The sequence below is a fragment of the Schaalia turicensis ACS-279-V-Col4 genome, from assembly GCF_000296505.1.
Taxonomy (GTDB): Bacteria; Actinomycetota; Actinomycetes; order Actinomycetales; family Actinomycetaceae; genus Pauljensenia; species Pauljensenia turicensis_A.
On record NZ_JH815208.1, the window covers coordinates 481,338 to 506,044 of the forward strand.

Sequence of the window (24,707 nt, forward strand, 5' to 3'; positions counted from 1 at the left end):
ATGCGCTTGATGCGACACTTTTGTCCTGAAATGTGTGGTTGTGTCGCGTGAGGTGTAGGTGGTGACGCGCGACGAGAGAAACGCGCGAGCAAAGCTGGTGACCCACAAACGCACAACTGATGCTTCTCAAACACAAAACTGGTGGTCACGCGACATCAATCGCATGACCACCAGCTTTAACGTGTGATGGCGAGGGGTGTGAGGCTCAGTTGCGCTCTTCCGAGGGGTTCACTTTCCCGTGAATTCCACTTCGCTGTCATCTTGTTGCGCCGGAGACTCACTTCTGAGTGAACTCACTTCGCCGAGAGCTCACTCTTCGGTTGCGGTGTCAATCTGCTCGACGCTTTCAACCTCTTCAGGTTCGGTGGCGGGCAGGTCGACAGTCGTTTCCAGGTCGGCCCAGTATTCTTCGGCCCATGGATCTTCGATCGGCTGGCTACGCTTCCAGAGCACGTAGCCGGCGCCGGCGACGGTTGTTGCCAGGGCGGTCCACCCGATGGCGCGGAGGAAGCGGTGTTTCTTCACGATGACCTTCTTTGTCGGGGTGGTGAGAGCTGCCTGCGATGCTTCGCTGGCGTGACGTGCGCGTTCAAGCAACGGCGTTCCCTCTGCGGCGAGCGCTGCGCCACCTTCGTGGACGGCTCGCTGGATGCGCGGAATGTAGTCTTCGACGACCTCTTCGCGTGCCTTTTCGAATGCGGGGCGTGCACGGTCTGCTGCGTCAACGGCGCGAGCGGTGACGTCTTCGACGACTGGTGTTGCGCGGTCGATTGCTTCGTTCAGTGCTGCTTGGGCGCGAGGTGCTGCCCAGTCGATGCCCTGTTCAGCGAGTTCGGTGGCTTTCACTGCCACCCGTCCGGCGTGCACGGCGACCGCGTCGCGCAGTTGGAGTGCTTCGTTGCGAAGTTTCTCCGTGTCGAAGTTCGGTGTGTTGGCCATAGTCCGAATCCTTCCAATAGTTGCTGCGGTTTGTACCGCGTCTTCCTATTGTGCACCGAAGTTTTGTGATCTGCACCCCTAGCGACAAAATCGGATGGCTCCAGATCATGCCTTTTGGCGCCTTTTCTGGGACGATGAAGACATGGAAGCAACACTGCACACCTCTATGGGTGATATCAACATTGAACTGTTCCCGAACCACGCACCGAACACGGTGAATAACTTTGTCACGCTGGCTCGTGGCGAGCGCGAGTGGGTTGACCCGATGACCGGCCAGAAGACGTCGCGTCCGCTTTACGACGGCACGATTTTCCACCGCGTTATTTCGGGCTTCATGATTCAGGGTGGTGACCCGCTGGGCACCGGTACTGGTGGCCCGGGCTACCAGTTCAACGATGAGATCCACCCGGAACTCAACTTCAACAGCCCCTACCTGCTGGCCATGGCGAATGCTGGTAAGCGTATGGGCAAGGGCACGAATGGCTCGCAGTTCTTCATCACGGTTGCGCCGACCCCGTGGTTGCTGGGCAACCACACCATTTTCGGTGAGGTCAAAGACGAAGAGTCGAAGAAGGTTGTCGACGCGATTGCAACGACTGCGACGGGCGCGAATGATCGTCCAGTGAATGACGTTGTGATCGAGTCGGTTTCGATCGTCGACTGAGTGTGAGGTTGGCGTGTCTCGTGTTCGGCGTGGTTTCCCGCGTGGGTAATTGTTGCTGATTGGCGAGGCCGCCTCCACTTGATCGGTCACGTTTTCTTCATTGTGGGGCGGATGGGGGAGCGGATCCAGTGTGGATTCGTGCGTCTGTCCGCCCTAGGTGTATTCAGACGGTAAGAGCGATTTTGGTTGCTCGTGAGCGTCGGGAGCGGGATGGTGTGTCTGGTTTCTGGCGGTGTGTGGAGGATATAGAGCATGTCGACGCCTTTGTATGGACAGCGTTCGAACCCGTATGCGGCTCCTGAGTGCCCGCGTCACCCGGGTGTACGTTCGGTGGATTATTGCAAGAAGTGCAATCGTCCGATGTGTGTTGATTGCACGGTGCGGACCGAGGTTCGTTCAGTGTGCGTGGAGTGCGCGAACGTTCGCAGGCCACGTGTTCCCAGTGGTCAGCCGGTTGTGACGTACACGCTGATTGGTATCAACGTTGCGTTGTTCATCTTGTCCTTCGTGTTGCCGTTGGTGGGGAATTGGCTGTTCTTTAACCCTGCGGTGGGTTACCGCCAGGTGTGGCGGTTCTTGACGACTGCGTTCCTTCACAGCGGGTTCATGCATATTGCGTTCAATATGTTGGCTTTATACTCGGTGGGTGTTGAGCTTGAGCAGGTGTTGGGGCGTACCCGGTATTTGTCTGTTTATCTGCTGAGTGCGATTGGTGCGTCGCTGTTTGTTTTGGCGTGGGTCTTGATTCAACCGTCGTCGCTTGGGACGGTGACCGTGGGCGCGTCCGGTGCTGTGTTCGGTTTGTTCGGTGCGATGTTCGTTTTGCAGAAGCAGTCGGGTATGGATACGAGGGCCGTTGTGGGCCTCTTACTTGTGAACTTGCTGATCGGTTTTATTGTCCCGAATGTGTCGTGGCAGGGGCACGTGGGTGGCCTTGCCACGGGCGCGTTGGCGACGTGGATTTATTGGCGTCAGGGGCGTGCAAAGCCTGGAATTACTGCGAAAAAGCAGGAACGTCAGGCCTTGTGGATAACTGTGGGTATGTATGTTGCTGCGATCGCCTTGATTGGCTTGACCTACGAAGTGATTTTCGAGGTTCTCGGATAAATTCGTTGAAATCTCGAGGTTTATGCGAGTTATCCACAATCTGTATGATTGTCTAAGTTACACGGATGTAATTTATCCCCAGGTGTGGAAACACCTGGGGATAACTCTTGTGATTGTTGAAATCTAGCGGGAAACCTTTATCAACAGGTCATCGCCAGCGGAGCGTCATCAGGAAGCCCACCATCATGATGCCCAGGCCGATCACCATGTTCCACCAGTTGATGCCGGGAATTGGGTAAACGCCTGAAGAAATGTAGTAGACCATCAGCCACACAAGGCCGATGAGAAGAAGGGCAACGAAAGTCGGTGCCCACCAGCTGGGGCTCAGCGGAATACCTGCGGTCCAGGCGTTGAGATCCTGATCTTCAGGAACCTGGTGCTTCGTATTCTTGCGCTTTTTGTTCTCAGCCACGTTTCTCCTCAATTGAACTTTGGTGCCCTTGCCGACTACTTCTCGGAAAGGCATCGCAGAACGCTAACCCCTTTAGCGTAGTCTTCCAAGTAACGACAAACCAAAGTGCAACGCGGGAAGGAGGCATTGATGGCACACAAGCAGGACGATTCGCCCCATTTGACTCCACCCGAGGCATCACAAAAATCCGATTCCTCGACCCCACCCGCTTTTGAACCGAGGTCGCGTTCGAAAAAGAAGGCGGCCTCGTCGATGAAACCCAAGCCCCACATTTCGCACTTCGACGGCCCCTGGCACGTGGCCCTGCGCAAGCTACGGAAGTTTGCGCCACTGTCTCCACGCGCGGCCACATCCGTTTTTATTGTCACCGCTGCTTGCGGCTTGCTGTTCATCGTTTCAGCGCAGGCGAAGAATGACGCCGACAACCTCGGGCGAGATACCAACCTGATTTCGCTGGTACGAGCCTCGCAGGATGAAGTCGAAACGCTTGATTTTGAAGTGAGCGCACTGCGCGACATCGTCTCTCAATACGCCAACTCGTCCGGACAAACGCAGACCGAGGATACGTCCATTACCTCACTGGCAGCGCAGCCCGTGACCGGCCCAGGTGTGACTATTACGCTCACGGACGCACCCCAGCAGGCGATTCCCGACGGTGCTACACCGAACGACCTAGTCATTCACCAGCAGGACATTGAAGACGTGATGAACGCGCTCTGGAATGGTGGCGCGGAAGCCATGACTGTCCAAGGAGTACGCGTGACCGGACAAACAGTGATCCGATGCATTGGCAACGTGATTCTTGTTGACGGACAGCCTTTTTCTCCGCCATACGTGGTGGAAGCCATTGGTGATCCGAACGCACTCACAGAGAAGGTCAACGCAAATCCCCGTATTGTTAATTACAAGGCCTACGTTGCTTTGTATGGCCTTGGCTGGGATCTGGAGACGAACAAATCCCTTCATCTTCCCGCGGCTAGCGTGAAGACATTTAACTCATACGCACAGGTGGTGGACTAAAACATGACAAGGCGTTCCATGGCAGGCGCACATATTGCACCCCAAAAGAAGGCCTCGCCGCTCAGCGTCGCTCTTGGAGTGATTGGTGAACTCTTCATTACCGTCGCCATCGTTTTGATTGGTTTCGCACTCTGGCAACTCTACTGGACGTCTTTCAAAGTTGAAGGACCTCGCCAGCAAGCGATCGAAACATACGCCCACGCGCACGCGCCCGCTACCACAAACGTTGGTGAGGAACGCACGGATGAGCCGCCGTCAATGACCACCAGCGTTGACCCGAACCAGATCTACGGTCTTATTCATGTCCCAAAGTGGAACTGGATGAAGATTCCGTTGGCGGAAACCACGTCGACATTCGTCCTAGACCAGGGTTTCGCAGGCCACTATGAGGACACCGCTCAGCCCGGCGACATCGGCAACTTCTCTGTTGCCGGCCACCGTCGCACCTACGGTAATAACTTCCGCTGGATCGACCGCCTGTCCGTCGGCGACCCCGTTGTTGTCGAACTCGACAACCACTACGTCACGTACACTATGGAAACCAGCGAAATCGTTGAGGCCAATGACCCGGACAACTACCGCGTCGTCGCCCCCGTGATTGATGATGTCACGTGGAGCCAGGTGCCCACGGAACGTTGGATGACCATGACTACGTGCCACCCCGAATACGGGAACTCGCAACGTTTCATTGTTCACCTGAAGTTCAAGTCATGGACTCCTAAGGACACTGGCGTGCCCAGTGCGCTGGCGGACGAACCCGCAGCCTGATCCCATTTTCTCCGCTTGAACATCGCTTGAAAAGGACATTTGATCCACATGTACGCTTGGATTTTTCGTCATCTTCCCGGACCGACATGGTTGAAGGTGATTGAGTCGTTGGTTCTGATTGGCCTTGTTGCCTACGCTCTTCTTGAGTGGGGTTACCCGTGGGCCCAGGAATACTTAGAGTTGGGCGAAGCGTCCGTCTGACCTGTTCACCCGTTGACGCTTTCGCCGTTTCAGGTGGCGTTCGGCTGATACTTTTCCGCATACGCGCGGATGGTTCGTGCCGGTTCGTTTGATCTTGGTGTCGTTGTGACGCGTTGCCAACGTGTTCTGGCGCGTGGAATCGGCGTGATTCTATCAGGGTGGCTTAAGGGGGACGAGGCCACGCCTGGACGGGCGCGGAGCTTGAAGCCTGTTGTAGCTGAGCGGAAATACGCCACTATGAGTGAGGGCGCATAGTTAAGGTTTGCATCTGTTGATGTTGCGGTGAAAGTTCCAACAACCTTCAGCGTAACCTGGCGGGGATCATATGATCCCCGCCAGGCCTCGTCAATCAAATCCACCCACGGTGAATCGGATAACTACCCACTAGCTACCCGAGTTCGCCTGACCGGAATTGTTCGGATTAGCCGGAGGAGTCTGCGGACCCTTCGACACCGTAAGGTTCACGGTCGAACCCTGGGCGACAACAGAACCCTCAGTCGGATTCACCGCCAGAACACCGCCAGCTTCCAGATTGTTCGAGTACTGCTCCGTCACCGATGTGCGCAAGCCAAGCTCCTGCAAAGTCTGAACAACATGCGCCTGGTCGTAACCAACCAAACCTGAAGGAATCGTGATCTTGCCAGAAGACACAGTCAACGTGATCGCCGTGTCCTTATTAACCGACGTGCCAGCAGCCGGGTTAGTGGAAATCACTAGACCTTCCTTCTGGCTCGGGTCATCCGACACCTGAACGGAACCAACCGTCAAGCCCTTCGCAGCCAGAGCCTCGCGCGCCTGATCCTGCGTCATACCCGTAACATCCGGAACCTCAACGCTCTTCGGGCCCGACGACAGACTGACCTTCACGGTCGATCCCTTCTTGACCTTCGAACCAACCGACGGGTTCACCTGAGCAACCTTGCCTTCTTCCACATCCGCAGAAGCAACAGGGTCAGCGGTCTGTTCATACACAAGCCCCAGAGCCTCAATTGCCTGCTTCGCGGCATCCGGGCTCATACCCACTAGATTGTCAGGAATAACAACGGATTCAGCGCCACTCGACAACTTCGCCGTCACGGTCGAACCAACCTCAACCTGATCGCCCGACGGCGGATCAGTCTCGGCGACCTTGCCTTCTTCAATCTCGTCAGAGGCAACCGTCTCATTCGAAATCGCGAACACCAAGCCAACAGACTCAACTGCGGACTTCGCCTCCGCCTGCGTCATTCCGATCAGATTGTCGGGGACAGCGACCATCTCTTTATCCGAAGAAGCATGCGACAGTGCGTACCAAATACCGCCCATCAGTAGCAGAGCCACAATGACAAGCGCGACAATAATGCCCTTCTTCGACTTCTTTTTCGGTTCTTCCTCAAACTCCTGCGTCGCAACGGGCGCAAAGGTCGTTGTCGCATTTGACGGGGAAGCAACTGCCGGAGGCAACGTTTGAGTCGGCTGCGAATTAGCTACGTTTGCCGCAGCCATCGGAACCGTGTCCGCCCACACCGCAACGGCTGGAGCATTCACGTGGCCACCGTGCGACGCTCGCATCAAATCAGCCAGCATAGAGGCAGCTGACGTGTAGCGGTCTGTGCGATCCTTTGCCAGAGCCTTCATGACGACGCGATCAAGTGCCTCGGGAACATCCGGGGTGATCGACGACGGTGTGGGAGGCAACTGCTGAACATGCTGGTAGGCAACGGCAACAGCCGAATCGCCGGTAAACGGCGGACGACCGGTCAGCAACTCAAACAGGACAACGCCGGTGGAGTACAAGTCGGAACGCGCGTCCACCTGCTCACCGCGAGCCTGCTCGGGCGACAGGTACTGGGCAGTGCCAACGACAGCGTTCGTCTGCGTCATCGTCGCCTGCGAATCGGTGATCGCACGCGCGATACCGAAGTCCATGACCTTCACCTTGCCATCATTCGTCAACATGATGTTGCCCGGCTTGATATCCCGGTGCACCAAATGCTGCGAATGGGAGTATTCAAGCGCGCCCAACACGCCGGACACGATGGCAACAGCCTCGTTGATCGGCACCGGAGTACCGTCAGCGAGCAGTTCCTTGACCGTGTGCCCCTCGACGTACTCCATCACGATGTACGGCACGGAGATAGCGCGACCGTCAGGGCCGGTCAGCATTTCCTCGCCCGTGTCGTACACGGCCACAATATTCGCGTGGTTCAAAGAAGCAGCCGACTGCGCTTCACGCCTGAAACGCGCCTGGAACACGGAGTCTCGTGCTAGGTCAGAGCGCAGCATCTTGATTGCGACAACGCGTGATAGGCGCGTATCGAAGCCCAGGTGGACTTCCGCCATCCCGCCGCGCCCGATCAGTGAGCGAACCTCGTACCTGCCGGCTAGACGGCGGCCCATGGAGTCTGCCATGTCTGAACCTCCTTCGTGGTGGGGAGCCCGTCACTGAGAAGCGACGTGAGTGACCCGAACATGTGCTGAAGAATGAAATATGCGCCCGCGAGAATCGCGATGATTATCAGGGCAATGATGATTGCTTGGATGATGCGTCGACCCTTTGAAACAGGTGGCGCAACCACCGACCTGTTGTACTGAGTCGGAGTCGGGGGCACGGTGCTCACCGGTGGCGCATTCCGCTTCGACACGGAGTACCAGACCTGCCTGCTCGCCTGGCTCGACGGCTTCGGTCTGACCCGCTTGGGTGGTGGCGACGACAGTTTCTGCTGGCGCATCTTCGTCTGGGGGGACGAGGTCAGGGCCTGCGTTCCTGAGCGCTTGGCTGAATCGATGGCCGAACGTTTGTCGGTGAGAGCCGGTGGTGGTGGAAGTGTCGGCGACACCGAAGCGTGAGCCGTGTCAGCCTCTTCGCGGACACGAGCACGTTCCTTCAGTCGTTCACTGAGCTGACGACGACGCACCGCGGTTGGATCTAAGTCCACATCCCCCTTGTTCGATGGCATGGCATCTCCTGAGAGCGACTGTGAGTGTTCTGTCTGGGAGTTTACGTTTTGAGGATCCTGCGAATCTGACTGTTGCGTAAGGTTCTGCGGATCCGTTGGAGTATCAAGGCCCGCTGGGCGTTCCAGCAGTTCCTCGGGAAGACTGCGACGCTTCGTGTGATGAACCGGCGCTGCCACGGGAGACGGGTGAACCTGCGTCGGCTCCATCTTCGCCTCTGGGAATGGGTCGGGAAGCGGATGAGTTGCTACAGAAATACCCATCTGCTTTGCCGCCTTCGACAGCTCGCGGACCAGCGCCACACCAGAGTCGGGGCGCTTCTCCGGCTTCTTTTCCAAGAGGTGACAAATGATGTCAGCAAGCGGACGCGGCACGTCAGAAGGCAGGGGAGGAACAGGATCATTCACGTGCGAGAACGCAATATCAACTTGCGTCTTGCCAGTAAAGGGTCGCTGCCCGGCAGCAGCCTCGTACGCAATCACACCCAAGGCGTATAAATCACCCAACGATGTCGCGATTTCCCCCATTGCCTGCTCGGGCGGAAGGTACTGAGCCGTGCCCATCACCATTCCCGCGGCGGTCAGAGCCGCCTGATTATTCGAGCGCGAAATACCAAAATCGGTCAGCTTCACGATGCCGTCGGGGCGCACCAGAATATTCGCGGGCTTAATATCACGGTGGACAACCCCGGCTTCCGACGCTGCGCCGAGCGCCATCGCGACCTGCATCAGCACGGGGACGAGGTCCTGCGTGGCAATGCGATGACCGTCTTTCAAGTAGTGATTGAGGGGCTTGCCTTCAACCAGCTCCATGACGATCCAGCCGCGACCATCCTGCTCGCCAGAATCCTGCACGTTCGCAATATTCGGGTGCTGGATACGCATCGCATTATTCGCTTCGATACGCAGACGCGACAGGGACAACTCTTCGCCAGAGAACTCCGGGCGCAATACCTTTGCGGCCACCATGCGACCGGTCACCTGATCGCGGGCCTTCCAGACCTCGCCCATGCCACCTTGAGCAATCGGCGTGAGTAGCGTGTAACGACCGCCCAGCTTCTTGCCCGCTGAATACTTTGTGGAAGAACTCATTGGATACCTGCCTCTAGAAGCGCGCGAGCAATTGGGCCGGCAACGGTTCCACCGTGAGGAGCTGGATCCGTATCGTCACCCTCGACAAGGACAGCGAAGGCAATCTGCGGATCATCAGCGGGAGCAAAACCCACCGCCCACGCGTTCGCGTGTCCGTTAGTGCCCGTTTCCGCCGTGCCGGTCTTCGCCGCCACGGAAATGCCGTCGATCGCCATGGATGTGCCCGTGCCATACGGCTGATTGACAACACCCTTCATCATCTCGGTCAGTTGCGTCGCAATATCGGCACTAATCGGGGTGCGCAACACAGTCGGGTTGGTCTCGGACTGGACAGCCAAATCAGCATCCACAACCTGCGACACCAAGTAGGGCGTCATCATCTGACCACCGTTAGCGATCGTCTGAGCAATCTCAGCCATTTCAAGTGGCGTCACCTGAACTGAATACTGGCCGATAGCGCTCATCGCCAGCTGGGCCGCGTCCGTCGTTTCAGGGAAAACCGAAGGAGTCACAGCAAGCGGAATCGACTGGGATGCGCCGAAACCGAAACGCGACGCCACATCGGCAAGCTGATCGTGAGAAAGAGACTGCGCGGCAAGAATGAACGACGTGTTGCACGATCGTGCAAACGCTTCAGCCAACGTCGGATTCCCATCGCCACACGTCGAAGACTCAATGTTCGACACCGTCGTCTGAGTTCCGGGAAGCACTGTTGAAACGGGGGATTCCACATTCGTGGATGGTGAAGCGACACCATTTTCGATCAGAGCGATTGACGTCAAAATCTTGAACGTCGAACCGGGTTCATAGCGATTACCCGCGATCGCACGGTTTGATAGGGGCTCGTTCGGATCTTCCGTCAGAGCCTTATACGCGTCACTCACCGCCTCGGAATCGAAGGCGGCCAGAGAATTCGGGTCATAGCTGGGAGATGAATACATCGCCAAAATCGCGCCGGTCTTTGCATTCAACGCCACGACGGCGCCCTTGCGGTTACCCAACTGATCAGCGGCAATCTGCTGAAGGGTCGGATCCAACGTCAGCACCAAGCCGCCGCCCTGGCGAGAAGCGCCCGTAAACAGGTTGTGAAGACGCTGACCAAGAAGAGCCTGAGACTGTCCGTCCAATGTTGATTCAGCGGCCGACTCAAGCCCGGTTGCCTGCGAAAATGCGGACGAGAAATACCCGGTCACCGAAGCATAAAGCGGACCCTGAGAATAGGAACGCTGGAAACGATGAGAGCCCTCAATCTTCGTTGACGACGCAATCGCCGAACCCGCAACAATGATCGGACCGCGATCCGTTTCCGCCGCGTGCAAAATAGTGCGTTCATTACGCCCATCGGCGTTTAAAGACGGAGCCTGAAGGAACTGATTGTTCGTTGCAGCCAAACCAAGCAGAGCAAACATTGCGAAGATGACGATGGACAAGCGACGAATCTGATGGTTCATGCGTTCACCTCACGTGCAACTGACGGTTGGATACCTGAGTTCCACGGAGCAGGTGTAGCGGCGGGACGACGAGCCGCATCGGACACGCGAATCAACAGCGCGACAGTCAACCACGACGACACCATTGACGAGCCACCGGCTGCCAAGAACGGCGCCGTCAGACCCGTTAGCGGGATCAGGCGAGTAATACCGCCCAACACAACGAACAGCTGAATTGCCAGCGAGAAACTCAAACCCGTTGCCAGCAGCTTCCCGAAACCGTCACGAACGGAAATGGCGGCACGTAAACCGCGTTCAATCAGCACCAGATACAGCACCAGAATTGCGGCCAAACCGGTCAAACCCAATTCTTCGGCAAGCGACGAAAGAATGAAGTCAGAATTGGCAAGAGGAACCAACTGTGGGTAGCCACGACCCCAACCTGTCCCCATCAAACCGCCCGATGCCTGACCGAACAGCGACTGCACCAGCTGGAACGACCCGCCCGTCTGCTCATAAACCTCGGGATCCAACGCGTTCAACCACACCGAGAAACGATTCGCGACGTGCGGGAATGCCTTGACTGTCAGCGCAACAGCGGGCACGAACATGACGAAACCAATGATCAGCCACGACACTCGATTCGTTGCCACGTACAGCATTGCCACGAACAGGCTGAAGAACAGGAGCGAGGTACCAAGATCGCGCTGCAAAACAAGAATCGCAATACCGATCAACCAGACAAGCAGAATCGGACCCAAGTCGCGGGCGCGAGGCAATCGCATTCCAAGGAACTGACGTCCACCAATCGCAAGATTGTCACGATTCGTCACCAAGTAGCCGGCAAAGAACAGTGCCAGCGTGATCTTCACCAGCTCGCCGGGCTGGAACGACATCGAACCGATGCGGATCCAGACTCGTGCCCCGAACGTTTCGACACCGAGCCCTGGAATCATCGGGAGCAGTAGAAGGATCAAGGACAGGACACCGAACGTGTACGTGTAACGACGCAACGAACGATGGTCCTTCAACACGATCAGAATCAACGCAGCGACAGCAATTGCGATGCCCACAAACATTAGCTGACGCATTTCGACGGTCGCCTGACCAAGCGCATCGTAGGACATATCCAAGCGATAAATCATCGCCAAACCCAGGCCGGTGAGCGCTACTGCAATCGGCAGAATCACGGGGTCAGCGAAGGGGGCCAGGAAATGCATCCCCACCTCGGCGACAATCGCAATCGCCAGCAAAATACCGGCGTGCATTGCAAGATTGCCGGGCAACTCACCCGTGCGATTAATGCTGGTCAGAACATATCCGCCAATACCGACTGTCAAAGCAACCAGCAAAAGAATAATTTCAAGACCGCGACGAGGCTTCGCGGGAGCAACGGTCACAAGAGCCATCAGTGACCACCCGCCGAACTGTTATTCGTCGAACTTGATTGAGCCCCCGACTGTCTTGAGGACGCGGATTGAGCGCTATCGTCAGACTGAGAGTTATCAGCGTTCAGTGCAGACTTAAAGCTCTTCTTGTTCAGACGCAACTGATCAATGTACTGATCGATCTTCTTGCGCGACGAACGCAGAACAGGATCCTTCAGGCGTTGACGGTCCGCATCGGTCAACTCAGCCAACGAAAGATCCGTGACTTCGACGGCGTGCGAGAACTTCCACGGTCCCAACGACTGCGGAATGCCCTGGTAGATAACGACGTAGCCATCCTGGCCGATCACGTAATACTGGCTCTGCGTCCACGACCAACCAAGCCATCCGCCAACACCGAGCAGAACAGCGACAACAAGACCCAAAAGCGGGGCGAACCAAGCGCGATGCTTCGTCTGATCCTCGCCGTTATCTTCGTCAATCGCCAAACGGCGTTGCTTCCGCAAAGCCGCCGCGCGCCCAGCCGCACCCTCGCCACCGCGAGAAGCAGCATGACGATCAATCGCCGCCGCGCCCACAATCTGGGGAGGCCCAACCGGATACGAGCCGGGCTCGACAATGTCAGCAACAACGCACGTGATGTTGTCAGGACCGCCCGCGCGAAGCGCAAGGCGAATCAACTCTTCAGCGCACTCACCGGGATCATCAATTTCGGCAAGAACAGCACCCAACGTCTCGGGAGACACAACACCCGACAGGCCATCGGAGCAAAGCAACCAACGATCGCCGACAACCGCTTCGCGGATCGTCTCATCCGGAGTCACATCCGCCTGAGAATCGCCCAAAACACGCAAAACAACATTCTTATTCGGATGATGTTCTGCCTCTTCAGGCGTGATTTGACCGGACTCCACCAGATACTGAACGAACGAATGGTCCGTTGTTACCTGCGTGAGAGCCTCTCCACGCAAAACATAGGCGCGCGAATCGCCGATATGAACCATCGCCAACTTATTGCCCGAACGCATCACAGCAATACACGTCGTCCCCAGACCCTCAAGATCCTTGTCTCGACGAGAACGATCCGACAGTTCATCGTGCGCATCCATCAACGCTTCGCGAAGCAACGGCAGCATCTTGTCCGCAGGATACGAATCCGAATCCAGAGGAACAAGGTGCGCAATCGCAACGCTTGACGCAATATCGCCACCGGCAGGACCACCCATGCCATCGGCTAAAACAAGCAGGTTCGGACCCGCATAACCAGAATCCTGGTTATTGCTTCGAACCAACCCAACGTCAGAACGGGCCGCGCAACGGAATTCAATCGGGGCAGCTGCCATCAGCTCACCAATTCAAACGTGGTCTGCCCAATACGCACAACATCGCCCGAATGAAGCAGACGAGGCTCGCTAAGACGCTCATCATCAACGAAGGTGCCATTACGGCTACTCAAATCCTCGATCCACCAGCCTTGCTCAGAAGGCTGAAGGCGAGCATGACGCCCCGACGCGTACTCATCCTCAAGCACAAGCGTCGACGCGGGCGAACGCCCAATCACAATCGGTGTCGTTCCCAACGGAAGAACAGTTCCCACAAGCGGGCCACCCGTCAGCAACACGTTCCGTGGCACATCGGGCTCTAAGTTCCGAGCCTGGTGGCGGTTTCGTCGATTCTCTTTACGACGCTGATCAGCGGCCTTTCTGCCCTTACCACGCGGGGTAACAACCGTGCCAAACACGTCGCGACGCAACGTATTCACGGCACCCAACACGAGCAACCACAGCAGGACCAGGTACCCGATCCTAAAAACCGTAAACGCGAGATCCGAGGTCATTCATCACCCCCCGTTTCCGGGTGAGTCCAAAAGTCGATGACAGTACGACCAATCGTCAGCTGGTTACCATCCAGCAGGGTCGCAGCATCAATCTTGTGGCCCTCAACAAACGTGCCATTCGTGGAACCAAGATCAGTAGCAATCACACCGGTCGGCGTGATCCGCAGTTCAAGGTGACGGCGCGAAACGCCGGTGTCGGCGACGATAATATCGGCTTCGGTACCGCGACCAATCACCGTCACGGGCTCCGTCAGTAGCCAACGCTCGCCATTCACCTCAATGATCGGGTGCTCAGGCGAAGGAGACGAGGCAGTCGCTGGCGCGACACTCCCACGCTTATTCGAAGCCTCGACGCGCAACTTGCCCGCCTGCTCCTTGTCATCCTCGCGGAACTCAACGCTTACCGGGCCAAGCAGGGCGTACCCGTTGTCTGCAGCATGCTCGGTCGCCTGCGCTGCGAATTCGTCCGCAAGAACATTCAAGTCAGCTTCCAACGAATCCAAATCAGCCGGCGTAGCAAACACCGTGAAATGATTCGCCGCGATCGTGCGCTCCGTTGACAGCTCCTGCGCCGAATCGTCCATCGCGCGACGAATTGCCGAGTTCACATCAACCGCTTTAATGCCGGAACGAAAAACCTTCGAAAAGGCATCGTTGACACCACGCTCAACTGCGTTCTCAAAGCGATCAAAGATGCTCATGCTCGGTACTCCTAGGGACAGGCGGTATTGGACGCTTTTCTGGCGGTTGATCGCCGAAATATCGACTCTCTTCCAACGGAAAAACGCTTCGCGTGAGCGTAAATGCACACACGTAACAAAGACAGTTTAACCGTCAACGCGAAAGCGAGGGTTTTTTGCGGACGCTTCTCCGCGATTTCTAGGATAAATCCAGGGGTGAAACGAAAGGGCCCCGACAACCGTGCTGGTTGCCAGGGCCCTTGTCAGTTGTCTTGAAGGAGGGGCCTTAGAAGTCCCAGTCCTCGTCCTCGGTGTCGACGATCTCGCCGATGACGTAGGAGGAACCTGAGCCCGAGAAGAAGTCGTGGTTCTCGTCAGCGTTCGGCGACAGAGCCGCCAGAATTGCCGGGTTCACGTTCGTCTCGTCGGCCGGGAACAGGGCCTCGTAGCCGAGGTTCATCAGCGCCTTGTTCGCGTTGTAGCGCAGGAACTTCTTCACGTCCTCGGTGAGGCCGAGCGGATCGTAGAGGTCCTCCGTGTACTGCTCCTCGTTCTCGTAGAGCTCGTAGAGGAGGGAGTAGGTGTAATCCTTGAGCTCGTCGCGGCGCTCGGGAGAGGACTCGGCGACGGCGAGCTGGTACTTGTAGCCGATGTAGTAGCCGTGAACGGCCTCGTCGCGGATGATCAGGCGGATGAGGTCAGCGGTGTTCGTCAGCTTCGCGTGCGCCGACCAGTACATCGGCGCGTAGAAGCCGGAGTAGAAGAGGAAGGACTCGAGCATCGTCGAGGCGACCTTGCGCTTGGCCGGATCGTCGCCCTCGTAGTAGGACTTCACGATCTCGGCCTTCTTCTGGAGGGCCTCGTTCTCTTCCGACCAGCGGAAGGACTCGTTGATCTCCTCGGTGGACAGGAGGGTCGAGAAGATCGACGAGTAGGACTTCGCGTGCACGGACTCCATGAACGCGATGTTCGTGTAGACGGCCTCCTCGTGCGGGGTGCGCGCGTCGGGGATAAGGGAGATTGCGCCGACGGTGCCCTGCAGGGTGTCCAGCAGAGTCAGGCCGGTAAACACGCGGTTCGTCATCAGCTGCTCGTCCGGGTGCAGGGTTTTCCAGGACTGAATGTCGTTCGACAACGGCACTTTTTCAGGCAACCAGAAGTTGCCGGTGAGGCGATCCCAGACCTCGAGGTCCTTCTCGTCCTCAATGCGGTTCCAGTTGATCGCTTCAAAAACAGGCTGAGTGCTCACTGGTCTTCTTTCAATCCGGGGTGTGCTTCGTATCCAAGCGCGGGCGTTTTGGGGGTATGGACATAGCCTACCCGCGATGTGGGTGGGTAGGTGAGGTGGGCGGGCGGCCGATCTTGTGAGATCGGCCAGTTGCGCACACATCGAGTGTGCACCAATCGACGAGGCCGCCTGCCGATCTTGGCTCTGCTCTTATCGCAGGCGGAGCCAGGGAGTCGGTGCTCAGTCGCGTACCAACTCGAAAAGGTGGTCGATAACGTTCGTTCCGGACGCGCGCAGGCCGTCGTGCTGGTACTCGTTCGTGATCCACGTGCGTGCGCCACGGATTGTCGTCGCGGTATCGAGGGACAGTTCACGAGGCACAAACATGTCGTCGTAGTAGACGGCTGCTGCGACCGGGACGGTGTTGTGAGTCAGAACCTCGGGAATGTAGACGGCCGGCCAATCCGTGCGTGTCGCCAGAATGTCGCAGGCTTTGGCGAACGGGCGGAGGAACGGATCCTCGTCGAAGAAACGGCGCATCATGTGCTCGCCGGTCAGGTAGTAGGGCTCAGATTCGTCGAGTGGATCGGCATCCTTAGCGAAACCGGGGATTTCTTCGGCTAGACGGTCGGCGGACCAGTTCGTTGTCGTGCCCGCCAGGTCGGGGGTCGCACCCGCATAAATTGTTTCGTGCAGGACCGCGTACATGGGTGTACCTGCAATTTCCGCCGCGATGCCTTCGAGGAACTGGTGTGACAGGCGACGCTGCCCACGCACCGTCGTCCACGGGCCTTCGAGCAGGTAGTGCAACATGTCTGTGCGCGTTGTTGTTCCCAGGCCCATGCCGATCATGCGGAATCGTGCGGGGCTGAGGCGTTCTCCTGTTGGCAGTAGTTCTTCGGTGTCGCGCAGGTGAGCGGCGATTTCGCGGATCGTGCGCTCGTCGGATGCGTAGCGCGAGAAGTAGGTCTGGTTACGCTTCGCCGTGGCGGCGTATGTTCGGCGATAGATTTCGTCAACGTGTGTAAGGCCCGGCAAACCACCCGTAAGTAGTGACTTTTTGAGGCCCTCTGGGGCGAGCGACAGATAAGCGGTCGTGATGAATCCGCCGAAGCTCTGGCCCAGAGTCGACCACTGTGCGTCGCCAGCCAGCTCACGGCGAACATACTCGGCATCCCAGACAATCTGATCCTGGCGGAAAAGCATCAGGTAATCAGCCAACGCCTGGTCGTTGATGGACCCATCCGGGTTATCAAAGCGACCAGACTCCACCAAACTGCGCGCATCAAGGCGCCCCGACTGGCCCGTACCTCGTTGATCTAACAAAACCAAGCGGTGGTCGTCGAGCAGACGCCCAAGCCAGCCATCGCGGAAGTCACCCGAACGAGGCGCGCCAAAACCGGGACCCCCCTGCAAATACACCAAGTAGGGGAGGTTTTCGCCACCGGGGCGGATCACCTCGCGCGCGAAAATCTCGATCGTTTCCAGCGTCTGCGGAGTCGACGCGGGTGCGTTCAGCGTCTTCCGGTGATCCAACGGGACGACGAAACGGTGTTCATTGACGGTGCAAGAGTGCTGAATATACGAGTTCACGAGCATGAACCCACTGTATCGCGGTGGGCAATCCAATTCGCATACCCGCAACGATGTCAGTGCACCGAGAGCAAGCTGGCTCTTTACGGGGGTGCGTTTGCAGGCTGGACATCACTCAGCAATTCTTGCGCGTGGGTTTCTACTGCTCGTTCGAGGGTCGCACTGTGGACGTCAGTGTGGCCTGCCTCTTAACCTTTCAGGGTTGTCTGATGATGAACCAGGCTCAGCCCACGCGGATTCTCACTTGGCTCCCAGATCGACAGTTCAACGCTGGCACCGGTCTCCCATCGCATCTCGTAGTGAACAAGCCAAGCGCTCCCCGCGGGAGTCACCGTCATACGACTGATCTTCGCATCAAGGGGGACAGGACCCTCCAAGGTCGTGGTCACGTTCCCGTTCGGCCAAACACGCGTGCAGTTCGGGGATGCAATCTGCTTTAAAACCGTTGATTCTCCTGCAAGCCAGGCGGTGAGGAACACCTTTTCATTCTCAATCAGACGCGACCTGTTATCCGATCCGGAACCATCACGCATCTCCATGAAAGAAGAGTCAGAAGAAGAAACCGGTTGCGAGGCGAATGCGCTCACTGCATCCTCGGCGGAATCACCCGTCTCGTTGGACTGCGAAGCAGGAGTTTCTATCCCGGTATCAGCAAAACCGGGGCCAGGCGTCGGAATGCGACCTGCTTGGTACTCTTCGGCGCATCCGCGCGCGAAGTCGTCGGCGAGCTCGTTCAGGGTGTGTCCAGCGTGCCCTTTCACCCATTCAAAGGTCACCTTCCGCCCAGCGATGACGCGGTCAATTTCTTGAATCAGTTCAAGGTTCTTGATCGGCTTCTTATCGGCTTTCACCCAACCGCGCTTCTTCCACCCGTGCATCCACTGAGAGATCACGTTGATCGCGTACTGCGAATCGGCCAAGATATGGAGCTCACAGTCAGCAAACCCAGCAGCTTCCGTGGCCTTCAATAGCTCAAGAACAGCGGTGAGTTCACCCAGATTGTTCGTCCCCGATTCCCAGCCACCGGCATCCCAGCAAGTGGCGTCAACGACCCACGCCCAGCCGGCGGGCCCAGGATTCCCAAGTGAAGAACCGTCAACGGCAGCAACGATACGGTTACCTGCAGGCGTCATCGCTGATCACCAGCCTTGTCCATTGCTTCGGATGCTTCAGACGTACCTAGTTCCGATGCTGCGGGCTCGCGAACTCCGACCTGCCCGAGCGCGAAAGCGAACTCTTCGGCGCGAGCCTTCCAGCGCCCTTCACGGCCAGACGGCCCAGCATGACCTGCAACCATCTGAGTACGCAGAACAATCGGACGCGAGGCGGCAAGGTCAGCATCTGCGTTCTGCCCTGACGCTTCTCGTAGGCGTTGGACCCACTTGGTCGGCTCAACAAATTCAACGCGTGTGTCATTCACTGACGTTGTTGCCATAACTGCTGGCAGAGTGACGTTTTCTGGCACGTTCTCGTACGGCGTGTAGCCCTTCATAATCCGGAAGATCTCCGGGCTTTCAATGGGGTTACCCCACTCTTCCCATTCACCGACCGTCAAAGGAAGACTCGGATCCAAGATTGTCGTCAGAGCGTCGACGAAAGGAACACCAGCGATCACCGTTCGGTACAGGTCGGGAGCCATATTCAACACGGCACCCATCAACAGACCACCGGCACTTCGTCCCTCAGCAATGAGGCGTCCGGGAGCAACCCACCCTGATTCGACCATCCAACGCCCAACGTCAATGAAGTCGGTGAAAGTATTCACCTTCACGGCTTCCTTCCCATCGTCGTACCACGCGCGCCCCAGTTCGCCACCACCGCGGATATGCGCGATCGCAAACACCACACCGCGCTCAAAGATTGGCAGGCGGAGCGTCTCAAACTCGGGGTCATAGGAGACCTCGTACGACCCATATCCCAATTCCCACCCGGGATGTGTGCCGTCAGGTCGCACATCAACCCCGTGAATCAACGTAACCGGGATCTGAGTCTTCCCATCGCGAGCCGTTACCCACACACGCTCTTCCACCATCGTGGACGGATCCCAGCCGGGAGCCTCCGCGACCTTCAGTAATGTCGTTCCACCGCTGAACGGATCAACTTGGATCGTTGTTTCCGGTTGAATCTGCGACTGAACGCGCACGCGGAAGAAATGGTCATCAAAGCGCGGCCCATCGACGGAATCGATCGTGCGCACCGGAGCCTCGGCGTCGACGAAGTGTCCGCAGCCCCAGAGTTCGCCCAGTTCGTCGCCCGAAAGGGGACGAGGCCGGGCATCTCCACTGACGTCAAGAGCCGTGTTTCGTACCCGGTACTCCACTTGTGTCAGAGCATTCGAACGCATAGAAAGCACGCAGAACGATGCCCTAGCTTCCACTTCGAGCAGGCGTTCGCCTGTGCCCGCTTCGCGCACAGTGACCCACGCAGATGGGGGAGCAAAAGGCGCGGTTTCGTCAATCTCAATCGCTGATCCAGTTGCGCGATCGCCAAGAGAGCTACGTGAATAGTCAGCATCAACGGGAGTTGCCAGCGAAATAAGATCCGACGGATAAGTGGCAACGGCAAGCGTGCCCTCTTGTGACAGAGCAGTGTGCACCAGAAGCAGGTGATCGCCAGCAGAATCCACCGTCACCATCACACGCTTTGTCAGACCAGTTACTGGAAGTGGGCGCGTTGACGGACGATCCGGCAACCACACCCATGCCTGACCAGCGGTCGACGACATTGAATGAATGAGAACATGGAACGGGTCCCCACCATCGGAAATCCCCACTTCAAAACGCTCGTCAGGATCAACCAGAAGCAAACGATCCTGATCACGACCGGTGCCAAGCTGGTGCCACCAAACTTCGCACGCGCGCCACGCATCATCCACACCGATGTAAATAAACGAAGCGGAATCCGCCGCCCAGGCCAGCCCATAACCAGCGTCAACCACGGCTTCATCAACGATTTCGCCAGTATCGGCAACCTGAACAACCCACGTGAAGCGCTCATCCCCAGCAGTGTCCCGCGCCCACGCGATTAAGCGACCATCGGGGCTTGGCTGAATATCGGCGACCTTAAAGAACTCCTGTCCCTTTGCCAGAGCATTCTCGTCCAGAATCAGCGTCTCGCCAGGAAGAACATCATCAACACTGGGCTGAGGCGGAAGAGCAGACGCATCAACAATGCCCTTGCGATCGGCCGGCACACGATGATGCGTCGCATACGAATCGCCCTTATGCCACTTGCGGAAATACCAATAATCACCGTCCAAAACGGGAACCGAGACATCATCCAGAGCCGTATGCCCCTTCACCTCGGCTGTAATCGCTGCAGCCAATGACTCAGTTGGCTTACACACTTGATCCGCCCAGTGATTCTCTGCATCCAGGTGCGCGACCACATCAGCATTCGACTCATCGCGCAACCAATCCCAGCCATCATCAAAATGATCGCCGTGAATATCGCGGATGCGGTAGCCAAATCGACGTTCGGCCACAGGTGGAAGGGTGAATGTGCTCATGCACAGACTTTAACCCGCACCATGCACAATTGTTTTACATGGCCCCGTACGGGTAAATGAGCCTGCGCCTCAGCATCGACACCTTCACCGTCAATCCGGCAACCGCACGCGTCGGCGCGTTTAATGCTTCCCGTGGTCAAATGCGCTGGTTCGGCAAAGAAGACATGATGACCTTGGCCGACCTGCCAGCCAATGAGCGTTTGAACTCCCTGTTCACCGTTCTTACGGCATCGGTGCGCGCTCGAAAGTAGGGGAGTGGTTGGGCTTTCACTGGCTGGTTTTTGAGAGACTGACCGGTTTGTGTGCACGGGCTGCACCTGACGCGACGGTTTAGTGTCTGAGGGCGTGGTTGTGTCGCGTGGGGTGTAGGTGGTGCGGTGAGGAGGCGGGTTTTGTGCCCCGAACTGCATCTGACGCGACACTTTTGCCCTGAAAACCCCAGATCCGTCGCGCTAGGTGCAGTTCGTGTAGTCCCACGCAACACGCGAAAAACCGACGAGGTTCGGGCTTGAACGAAACTCGGGGTGCATCCGAATGGATGCACCCCGAGCCCCGACACGGAGCCGTGTTACTCAGTCGTCAGTGCCTCCACGGGAGAGACCTTTGCAGCCTTGCGTCCGGGCAACCACGAGGCGATCAAAGCGGCCAACACGGACACAGCAACAACCGCAATCAGCGTTCCCCACGGCATGGCGATTGCAATGGTCACGTCCTCCAAAGGCATGGCGTATGTTCCCGCGATTCCAAAGATAATCCCCAGAATCACACCGATGGTTGACCCAGCCAACGCGATACAGACAGCTTCGACACTCAGCATCGTCTTAATATTCCGGCGGGTCATACCAAGAGCGCGCAACAGACCGTTCTCGCGGGTGCGCTCGGCAACCGACAGGCTGAGCGTATTCGTCACACCGACCAGTGCAATCAGAACTGAAATACCGAGCATTCCGATCACGACCAGTAGGACTTGATCGATCATCCGGTTGTAGGTTTCGCGTTCAAGAGCGGTACCGTTCACCGAGTACTGGTCGTTGAGCGACAGCAGAGCGGACTGTACTTTGGTAGCACTCGCTTGGTCGTCCAGCTTCACTTGAATCGCACTCACACCGGCTGATGAATCCAGTTTGCCGAGGGCGTTCGCAGAGATTGAAACGTAGTCAGCCTGGGAGTGTTCATCGATGAGAGCGGTGAAGTCCGCACACTTTCCGTTCGAGGTACACACCTGAACCGTGTCTCCGGTCTTCACTGTGCTGCTCGAAAACTTTGCGGTCGTATCATCCAATACGTCAATCGTGGAGTGTGCGACCGGATTCAAGTCGGGTACGCCCTCGATGAAGACGTCGAGCGAATCAGTCCCCGCTGTCATCGTTCCGCTGGTCCCGTGAATCTCAACCGCCGCAGCAACACCTTGTGTCCCAGTGACCTCCGACAGAGCGGATGCGGGTAGCTCACCGCTGGCAGACTGCACGGTCAGATCGTAAGGACGAGCAGAATCAACCTCGGAAGTGAGTGTCTGACGCATTGATGCTGCGCCCACGCTCATCATGGTGATTAGGGTGACGCCAATGGCGATAGCAACACCTGTTGCTGCGGTGCGACCAGGATTGCGAAGAGTATTTTCGCGTGCCAGTTTCGACGTGGTTCCTCGTCCAAGACTGCCCCACAGACGTGCCAAGGCCGGAATGAAAACGATCGATGCGCACATCATGGCGACCAGCGCGACCATTCCGGAAAGGAATGCGAGCAGGAAACCGCTGGTTGACCCACGCATAAACAGGCCAACACCCATACCTGCGAAGGCAAGCGTCGCAATGATGAGCGAAACAATGAAGAACACGCGATGCGACTTCTGCGAGGATGCGGTTTCCGCTTGATTACCCAGTGCCTCGATCGGAGACATGTGAGCAATCGAGCGTGCGGGGCGTAGGTTCGCGGCGATGGTCATCAGCGTGCCAGCTGCCCACGTGCCCGCCAGAGCGATCGGCGAGGCAGCCGAGGCAACTGCGTCAGAGAACGAGACAATCTCGAACCCGTTCAGGATCGCAAACCCACCCAATGCGCCAACGACGGTACCGACCGTCGATGAGATGAGGCCGATCAGTGCGGCCTCGCGCATGACCAACGACCGAGTCTGCTTCTTCGTTGCGCCGATGGCGCGTAGCAGGGCGAGCTCGCGACGCCGCTGAGTCATTATCACCTGGAAGGTCGTCGCAACAACGATAATCGCGACAATCATCGAAATCACGGGGAAGATCAGGAATATCGCTCTGAGTGTTGCTGACCCGGCGGCCAGTTGCTTAATTTCTTTTTCGTATGCCGCGTGGCCGGTCGTTACTGTCAGACCGGTGTCATTGAGTGTCGTTGTCAGCGTGTTCGCCAACTTTTCTTGCTCAGCAATCGACGGGGAGGCGCTCGATGAGGCAACCAGAATGCTGGTCGTGTGCTGCGAGTGATTGGACGCGGCAACCAAGCCGTCCGGTGTCATTATCGCAACACCTTGGCTCGTCGGCCCGGTTTTCACCAGACCCGAAACGGTCAGGTTGGTCTTTGGAGCAGAAGCATCCTGCGTGTACGCGGCGCTTGCCTGAATCGTGTCGCCTACCTTCACGCCAAGGTTGTTGGCGGCGGTCGTGTCGAGGAAGATCTCAGTGTCGCTGTTCGGAAGGGCACCTTCTGTTACTTCACTGCGGTGGAAAGGTTCCGGCTGGGTAGAACTTGCCATGCGAGCCGTCCGCTTAGCGCCATTCGACAGATTAAGGAATGCCATCTGTTGCGGTGCAATTGCCGTGACACCGTCGGTTGCCTTCAACTGATCGGTGACCTCTAAAAGATCCGAGTGGCCGGCATTGTAGAACTCGTCAGTAGCCTCGACCACCGCGGCAGCACCTTGGTAGAAATCGCGCGCACTCGCGGTCAACAATGCGGTCATGCCGTTGCCGAGTGCCAGGAACACCATAATGAACGCGGTTGAAATCGCGACGGCGAGGCCGGTCGCCACGTAGCGATGACCGTGCGTCTTCACGTTGGCGCGGAGCAAGTGGCCAAGGGTTCCACGCGATGTGGAAGCGTCGGTACGAGGCTCGGATGTAGGGGCGAAATCGCCCGGTTGTTTAATGGAGCTCATCGTGCAGCCTCGCTCAGCTGAGCTTCGGTCGGCTTGGTCAGATCGGCACGGATCTTTCCGTCGCGCATCACCAGGACACGGTCGGCAATCAGAGCGGCGTTTTGATCGTGCGTCACCATGATGACGCTCTGCCCCAGCTGATCAACGGTGGCGCGAAGAAGTTGCAGGACCTCGCGCGAGGAAGCGGAGTCCAGGTTGCCGGTCGGTTCGTCGGCGACGATCACTGCTGGCTTCGATGCGAGCGCACGGGCAACGGCGACGCGTTGCTGCTGGCCACCAGACATTTCCTGCGGGCGATGCGTCAAGCGATTCCCGATGCCGAGCACGTCGATGATCATGGAGAGCCAACGGCGGTCAGGCTTTTGTCCGGCCAAGTGAAGGGGAAGCTCAATGTTTGCGCGCGCATCAAGAGTGGGAACAAGGTTGAAGCTCTGGAATACGAAACCGATGCGGTCGCGACGAAGACGGGTCAACGCGTCATCATCCAGTTGCGACAAGGTTTTACCTTCGATCCGAACCTCGCCACTGGTCGCCAAATCGAGACCGGCAAGCATGTGAAGCATGGTCGACTTACCTGAGCCCGACGGACCCATAATGGCGGTGAAGGTGTGCTCGTAAAAGTCGACGCTGACGTCGTCGAGCGCTGCGACGCGCGTATCATCCTGACCGTAAATCTTGGATACGTGATCAAGCGCGACAACGGGCGCGGACGACGAAATGGATGAGACTGACTGAGAGTGTGGAAGTGAAATGCTCATGCTTCAACTGTGCGCCGAGCAA

Annotated in this window: 21 protein-coding genes; 6 read left to right on the forward strand and 15 right to left on the reverse strand. The window is 57.5% G+C overall.

The genetic code is table 11. From position 1 onward, the window contains the following. Window positions 1-309: 309 nt before the first annotated feature. Complete coding sequence (locus HMPREF9241_RS02125) at window positions 310-939, reverse strand: hypothetical protein (protein ID WP_006680636.1); 630 nt, start codon at window positions 937-939, stop codon at window positions 310-312. A gap of 142 nt (window positions 940-1,081) precedes the next feature. Here HMPREF9241_RS02125 and HMPREF9241_RS02130 point away from each other — a divergent pair, with 142 nt between their 5' ends. Next, entirely contained in the window at window positions 1,082-1,603 is a 522-nt protein-coding gene (locus HMPREF9241_RS02130) for a peptidylprolyl isomerase (RefSeq protein WP_006680637.1), read from the forward strand. 252 nt (window positions 1,604-1,855) lie between these two features. Next, a complete protein-coding gene (locus tag HMPREF9241_RS02135; RefSeq protein WP_006680638.1) occupies window positions 1,856-2,710 on the forward strand; it encodes a rhomboid family intramembrane serine protease in 855 nt (284 codons plus the stop codon). Between the two features lie 148 nt (window positions 2,711-2,858). Here HMPREF9241_RS02135 and HMPREF9241_RS02140 read toward each other — a convergent pair whose 3' ends face one another. Continuing rightward, window positions 2,859-3,122 (reverse strand): cell division protein CrgA, encoded by a 264-nt coding sequence (locus HMPREF9241_RS02140; protein ID WP_006680639.1) that lies wholly within the window; start codon window positions 3,120-3,122, stop codon window positions 2,859-2,861. A 129-nt stretch (window positions 3,123-3,251) separates the two neighbouring features. Here HMPREF9241_RS02140 and HMPREF9241_RS02145 point away from each other — a divergent pair, with 129 nt between their 5' ends. The 3 genes from HMPREF9241_RS02145 to HMPREF9241_RS09375 are packed head-to-tail and all read left to right on the forward strand — an operon-like array spanning window position 3,252 to window position 5,111. After that, complete coding sequence (locus HMPREF9241_RS02145) at window positions 3,252-4,142, forward strand: DUF881 domain-containing protein (protein WP_006680640.1); 891 nt, start codon at window positions 3,252-3,254, stop codon at window positions 4,140-4,142. Window positions 4,143-4,160: 18 nt separating this feature from the next. Continuing rightward, complete coding sequence (locus tag HMPREF9241_RS02150) at window positions 4,161-4,910, forward strand: class E sortase (protein ID WP_006680641.1); 750 nt, start codon at window positions 4,161-4,163, stop codon at window positions 4,908-4,910. 48 nt (window positions 4,911-4,958) lie between these two features. After that, complete coding sequence (locus HMPREF9241_RS09375; RefSeq protein ID WP_006680642.1) at window positions 4,959-5,111, forward strand: hypothetical protein; 153 nt, start codon at window positions 4,959-4,961, stop codon at window positions 5,109-5,111. Between the two features lie 384 nt (window positions 5,112-5,495). Here the strand turns inward: HMPREF9241_RS09375 and pknB are convergent, their stop codons facing one another. The 11 genes from pknB to HMPREF9241_RS02210 form a co-directional block, all read right to left on the reverse strand. Then, window positions 5,496-7,502, reverse strand: coding sequence for a Stk1 family PASTA domain-containing Ser/Thr kinase (gene pknB, locus HMPREF9241_RS02160; protein WP_006680643.1), 2,007 nt, complete (start codon window positions 7,500-7,502; stop codon window positions 5,496-5,498). Beyond that, the gene (locus HMPREF9241_RS02165; protein WP_006680644.1) at window positions 7,475-9,139 is read right to left on the reverse strand and encodes a serine/threonine-protein kinase; all 1,665 of its coding nucleotides are present in this window, start codon (window positions 9,137-9,139) and stop codon (window positions 7,475-7,477) included. Before HMPREF9241_RS02165 ends, pknB begins: the two co-directional genes overlap by 28 nt. After that, entirely contained in the window at window positions 9,136-10,590 is a 1,455-nt protein-coding gene (locus HMPREF9241_RS02170) for a peptidoglycan D,D-transpeptidase FtsI family protein (protein ID WP_006680645.1), read from the reverse strand. The genes HMPREF9241_RS02165 and HMPREF9241_RS02170 overlap by 4 nt, the downstream gene beginning before the upstream one ends. Then, window positions 10,587-11,978: an FtsW/RodA/SpoVE family cell cycle protein gene (locus tag HMPREF9241_RS02175; RefSeq protein ID WP_006680646.1), complete on the reverse strand. Its 1,392-nt coding sequence runs from the start codon at window positions 11,976-11,978 to the stop codon at window positions 10,587-10,589. The genes HMPREF9241_RS02170 and HMPREF9241_RS02175 overlap by 4 nt, the downstream gene beginning before the upstream one ends. After that, the gene (locus HMPREF9241_RS02180) at window positions 11,978-13,300 is read right to left on the reverse strand and encodes a PP2C family protein-serine/threonine phosphatase (protein WP_006680647.1); all 1,323 of its coding nucleotides are present in this window, start codon (window positions 13,298-13,300) and stop codon (window positions 11,978-11,980) included. The genes HMPREF9241_RS02175 and HMPREF9241_RS02180 overlap by 1 nt, the downstream gene beginning before the upstream one ends. Further along, window positions 13,300-13,794, reverse strand: a complete 495-nt coding sequence (locus HMPREF9241_RS02185; protein ID WP_006680648.1) for an FHA domain-containing protein FhaB/FipA — start codon at window positions 13,792-13,794, stop codon at window positions 13,300-13,302. The genes HMPREF9241_RS02180 and HMPREF9241_RS02185 overlap by 1 nt, the downstream gene beginning before the upstream one ends. Next, window positions 13,791-14,495: an FhaA domain-containing protein gene (locus HMPREF9241_RS02190; protein WP_006680649.1), complete on the reverse strand. Its 705-nt coding sequence runs from the start codon at window positions 14,493-14,495 to the stop codon at window positions 13,791-13,793. The genes HMPREF9241_RS02185 and HMPREF9241_RS02190 overlap by 4 nt, the downstream gene beginning before the upstream one ends. A gap of 265 nt (window positions 14,496-14,760) precedes the next feature. Next, window positions 14,761-15,723: a class 1b ribonucleoside-diphosphate reductase subunit beta gene (gene nrdF / locus HMPREF9241_RS02195; RefSeq protein WP_006680650.1), complete on the reverse strand. Its 963-nt coding sequence runs from the start codon at window positions 15,721-15,723 to the stop codon at window positions 14,761-14,763. Window positions 15,724-15,942: 219 nt separating this feature from the next. Continuing rightward, window positions 15,943-17,301, reverse strand: coding sequence for an alpha/beta fold hydrolase (locus HMPREF9241_RS02200; protein ID WP_006680651.1), 1,359 nt, complete (start codon window positions 17,299-17,301; stop codon window positions 15,943-15,945). Window positions 17,302-17,483: 182 nt separating this feature from the next. Next, on the reverse strand, window positions 17,484-18,428 hold the full coding sequence (locus tag HMPREF9241_RS02205) for a ribonuclease H family protein (protein ID WP_006680652.1): 945 nt from the start codon (window positions 18,426-18,428) through the stop codon (window positions 17,484-17,486). Further along, entirely contained in the window at window positions 18,425-20,803 is a 2,379-nt protein-coding gene (locus HMPREF9241_RS02210; RefSeq protein ID WP_006680653.1) for a S9 family peptidase, read from the reverse strand. The genes HMPREF9241_RS02205 and HMPREF9241_RS02210 overlap by 4 nt, the downstream gene beginning before the upstream one ends. Before the next feature lie 56 nt (window positions 20,804-20,859). On the opposite strand from HMPREF9241_RS02210, the gene HMPREF9241_RS09480 reads away from it, so the two are divergent. Further along, complete coding sequence (locus HMPREF9241_RS09480; protein ID WP_006680654.1) at window positions 20,860-21,054, forward strand: hypothetical protein; 195 nt, start codon at window positions 20,860-20,862, stop codon at window positions 21,052-21,054. A gap of 317 nt (window positions 21,055-21,371) precedes the next feature. Here the strand turns inward: HMPREF9241_RS09480 and HMPREF9241_RS02220 are convergent, their stop codons facing one another. Then, window positions 21,372-23,927, reverse strand: a complete 2,556-nt coding sequence (locus HMPREF9241_RS02220) for an FtsX-like permease family protein (protein ID WP_006680655.1) — start codon at window positions 23,925-23,927, stop codon at window positions 21,372-21,374. Then, the gene (locus HMPREF9241_RS02225) at window positions 23,924-24,685 is read right to left on the reverse strand and encodes an ABC transporter ATP-binding protein (RefSeq protein ID WP_006680656.1); all 762 of its coding nucleotides are present in this window, start codon (window positions 24,683-24,685) and stop codon (window positions 23,924-23,926) included. Before HMPREF9241_RS02225 ends, HMPREF9241_RS02220 begins: the two co-directional genes overlap by 4 nt. Between the last annotated feature and the right edge of the window lie 22 nt (window positions 24,686-24,707).

What these genes read in the sequence shown, in the direction of transcription:
- HMPREF9241_RS02125 (WP_006680636.1), bottom strand. Translation starts at nt 939, where the DNA reads ATGGCCAACACACCGAACTTCGACACGGAGAAACTTCGCAACGAAGCA.
- HMPREF9241_RS02130 (WP_006680637.1), top strand. Translation starts at nt 1,082, where the DNA reads ATGGAAGCAACACTGCACACCTCTATGGGTGATATCAACATTGAACTG.
- HMPREF9241_RS02135 (WP_006680638.1), top strand. Translation starts at nt 1,856, where the DNA reads ATGTCGACGCCTTTGTATGGACAGCGTTCGAACCCGTATGCGGCTCCT.
- HMPREF9241_RS02145 (WP_006680640.1), top strand. Translation starts at nt 3,252, where the DNA reads ATGGCACACAAGCAGGACGATTCGCCCCATTTGACTCCACCCGAGGCA.
- HMPREF9241_RS02150 (WP_006680641.1), top strand. Translation starts at nt 4,161, where the DNA reads ATGGCAGGCGCACATATTGCACCCCAAAAGAAGGCCTCGCCGCTCAGC.
- HMPREF9241_RS09375 (WP_006680642.1), top strand. Translation starts at nt 4,959, where the DNA reads ATGTACGCTTGGATTTTTCGTCATCTTCCCGGACCGACATGGTTGAAG.
- pknB (WP_006680643.1), bottom strand. Translation starts at nt 7,502, where the DNA reads ATGGCAGACTCCATGGGCCGCCGTCTAGCCGGCAGGTACGAGGTTCGC.
- HMPREF9241_RS02165 (WP_006680644.1), bottom strand. Translation starts at nt 9,139, where the DNA reads ATGAGTTCTTCCACAAAGTATTCAGCGGGCAAGAAGCTGGGCGGTCGT.
- HMPREF9241_RS02170 (WP_006680645.1), bottom strand. Translation starts at nt 10,590, where the DNA reads ATGAACCATCAGATTCGTCGCTTGTCCATCGTCATCTTCGCAATGTTT.
- HMPREF9241_RS02175 (WP_006680646.1), bottom strand. Translation starts at nt 11,978, where the DNA reads ATGGCTCTTGTGACCGTTGCTCCCGCGAAGCCTCGTCGCGGTCTTGAA.
- HMPREF9241_RS02180 (WP_006680647.1), bottom strand. Translation starts at nt 13,300, where the DNA reads ATGGCAGCTGCCCCGATTGAATTCCGTTGCGCGGCCCGTTCTGACGTT.
- HMPREF9241_RS02185 (WP_006680648.1), bottom strand. Translation starts at nt 13,794, where the DNA reads ATGACCTCGGATCTCGCGTTTACGGTTTTTAGGATCGGGTACCTGGTC.
- HMPREF9241_RS02190 (WP_006680649.1), bottom strand. Translation starts at nt 14,495, where the DNA reads ATGAGCATCTTTGATCGCTTTGAGAACGCAGTTGAGCGTGGTGTCAAC.
- HMPREF9241_RS02200 (WP_006680651.1), bottom strand. Translation starts at nt 17,301, where the DNA reads ATGCTCGTGAACTCGTATATTCAGCACTCTTGCACCGTCAATGAACAC.
- HMPREF9241_RS02205 (WP_006680652.1), bottom strand. Translation starts at nt 18,428, where the DNA reads ATGACGCCTGCAGGTAACCGTATCGTTGCTGCCGTTGACGGTTCTTCA.
- HMPREF9241_RS02210 (WP_006680653.1), bottom strand. Translation starts at nt 20,803, where the DNA reads ATGAGCACATTCACCCTTCCACCTGTGGCCGAACGTCGATTTGGCTAC.
- HMPREF9241_RS09480 (WP_006680654.1), top strand. Translation starts at nt 20,860, where the DNA reads ATGAGCCTGCGCCTCAGCATCGACACCTTCACCGTCAATCCGGCAACC.
- HMPREF9241_RS02220 (WP_006680655.1), bottom strand. Translation starts at nt 23,927, where the DNA reads ATGAGCTCCATTAAACAACCGGGCGATTTCGCCCCTACATCCGAGCCT.
- HMPREF9241_RS02225 (WP_006680656.1), bottom strand. Translation starts at nt 24,685, where the DNA reads ATGAGCATTTCACTTCCACACTCTCAGTCAGTCTCATCCATTTCGTCG.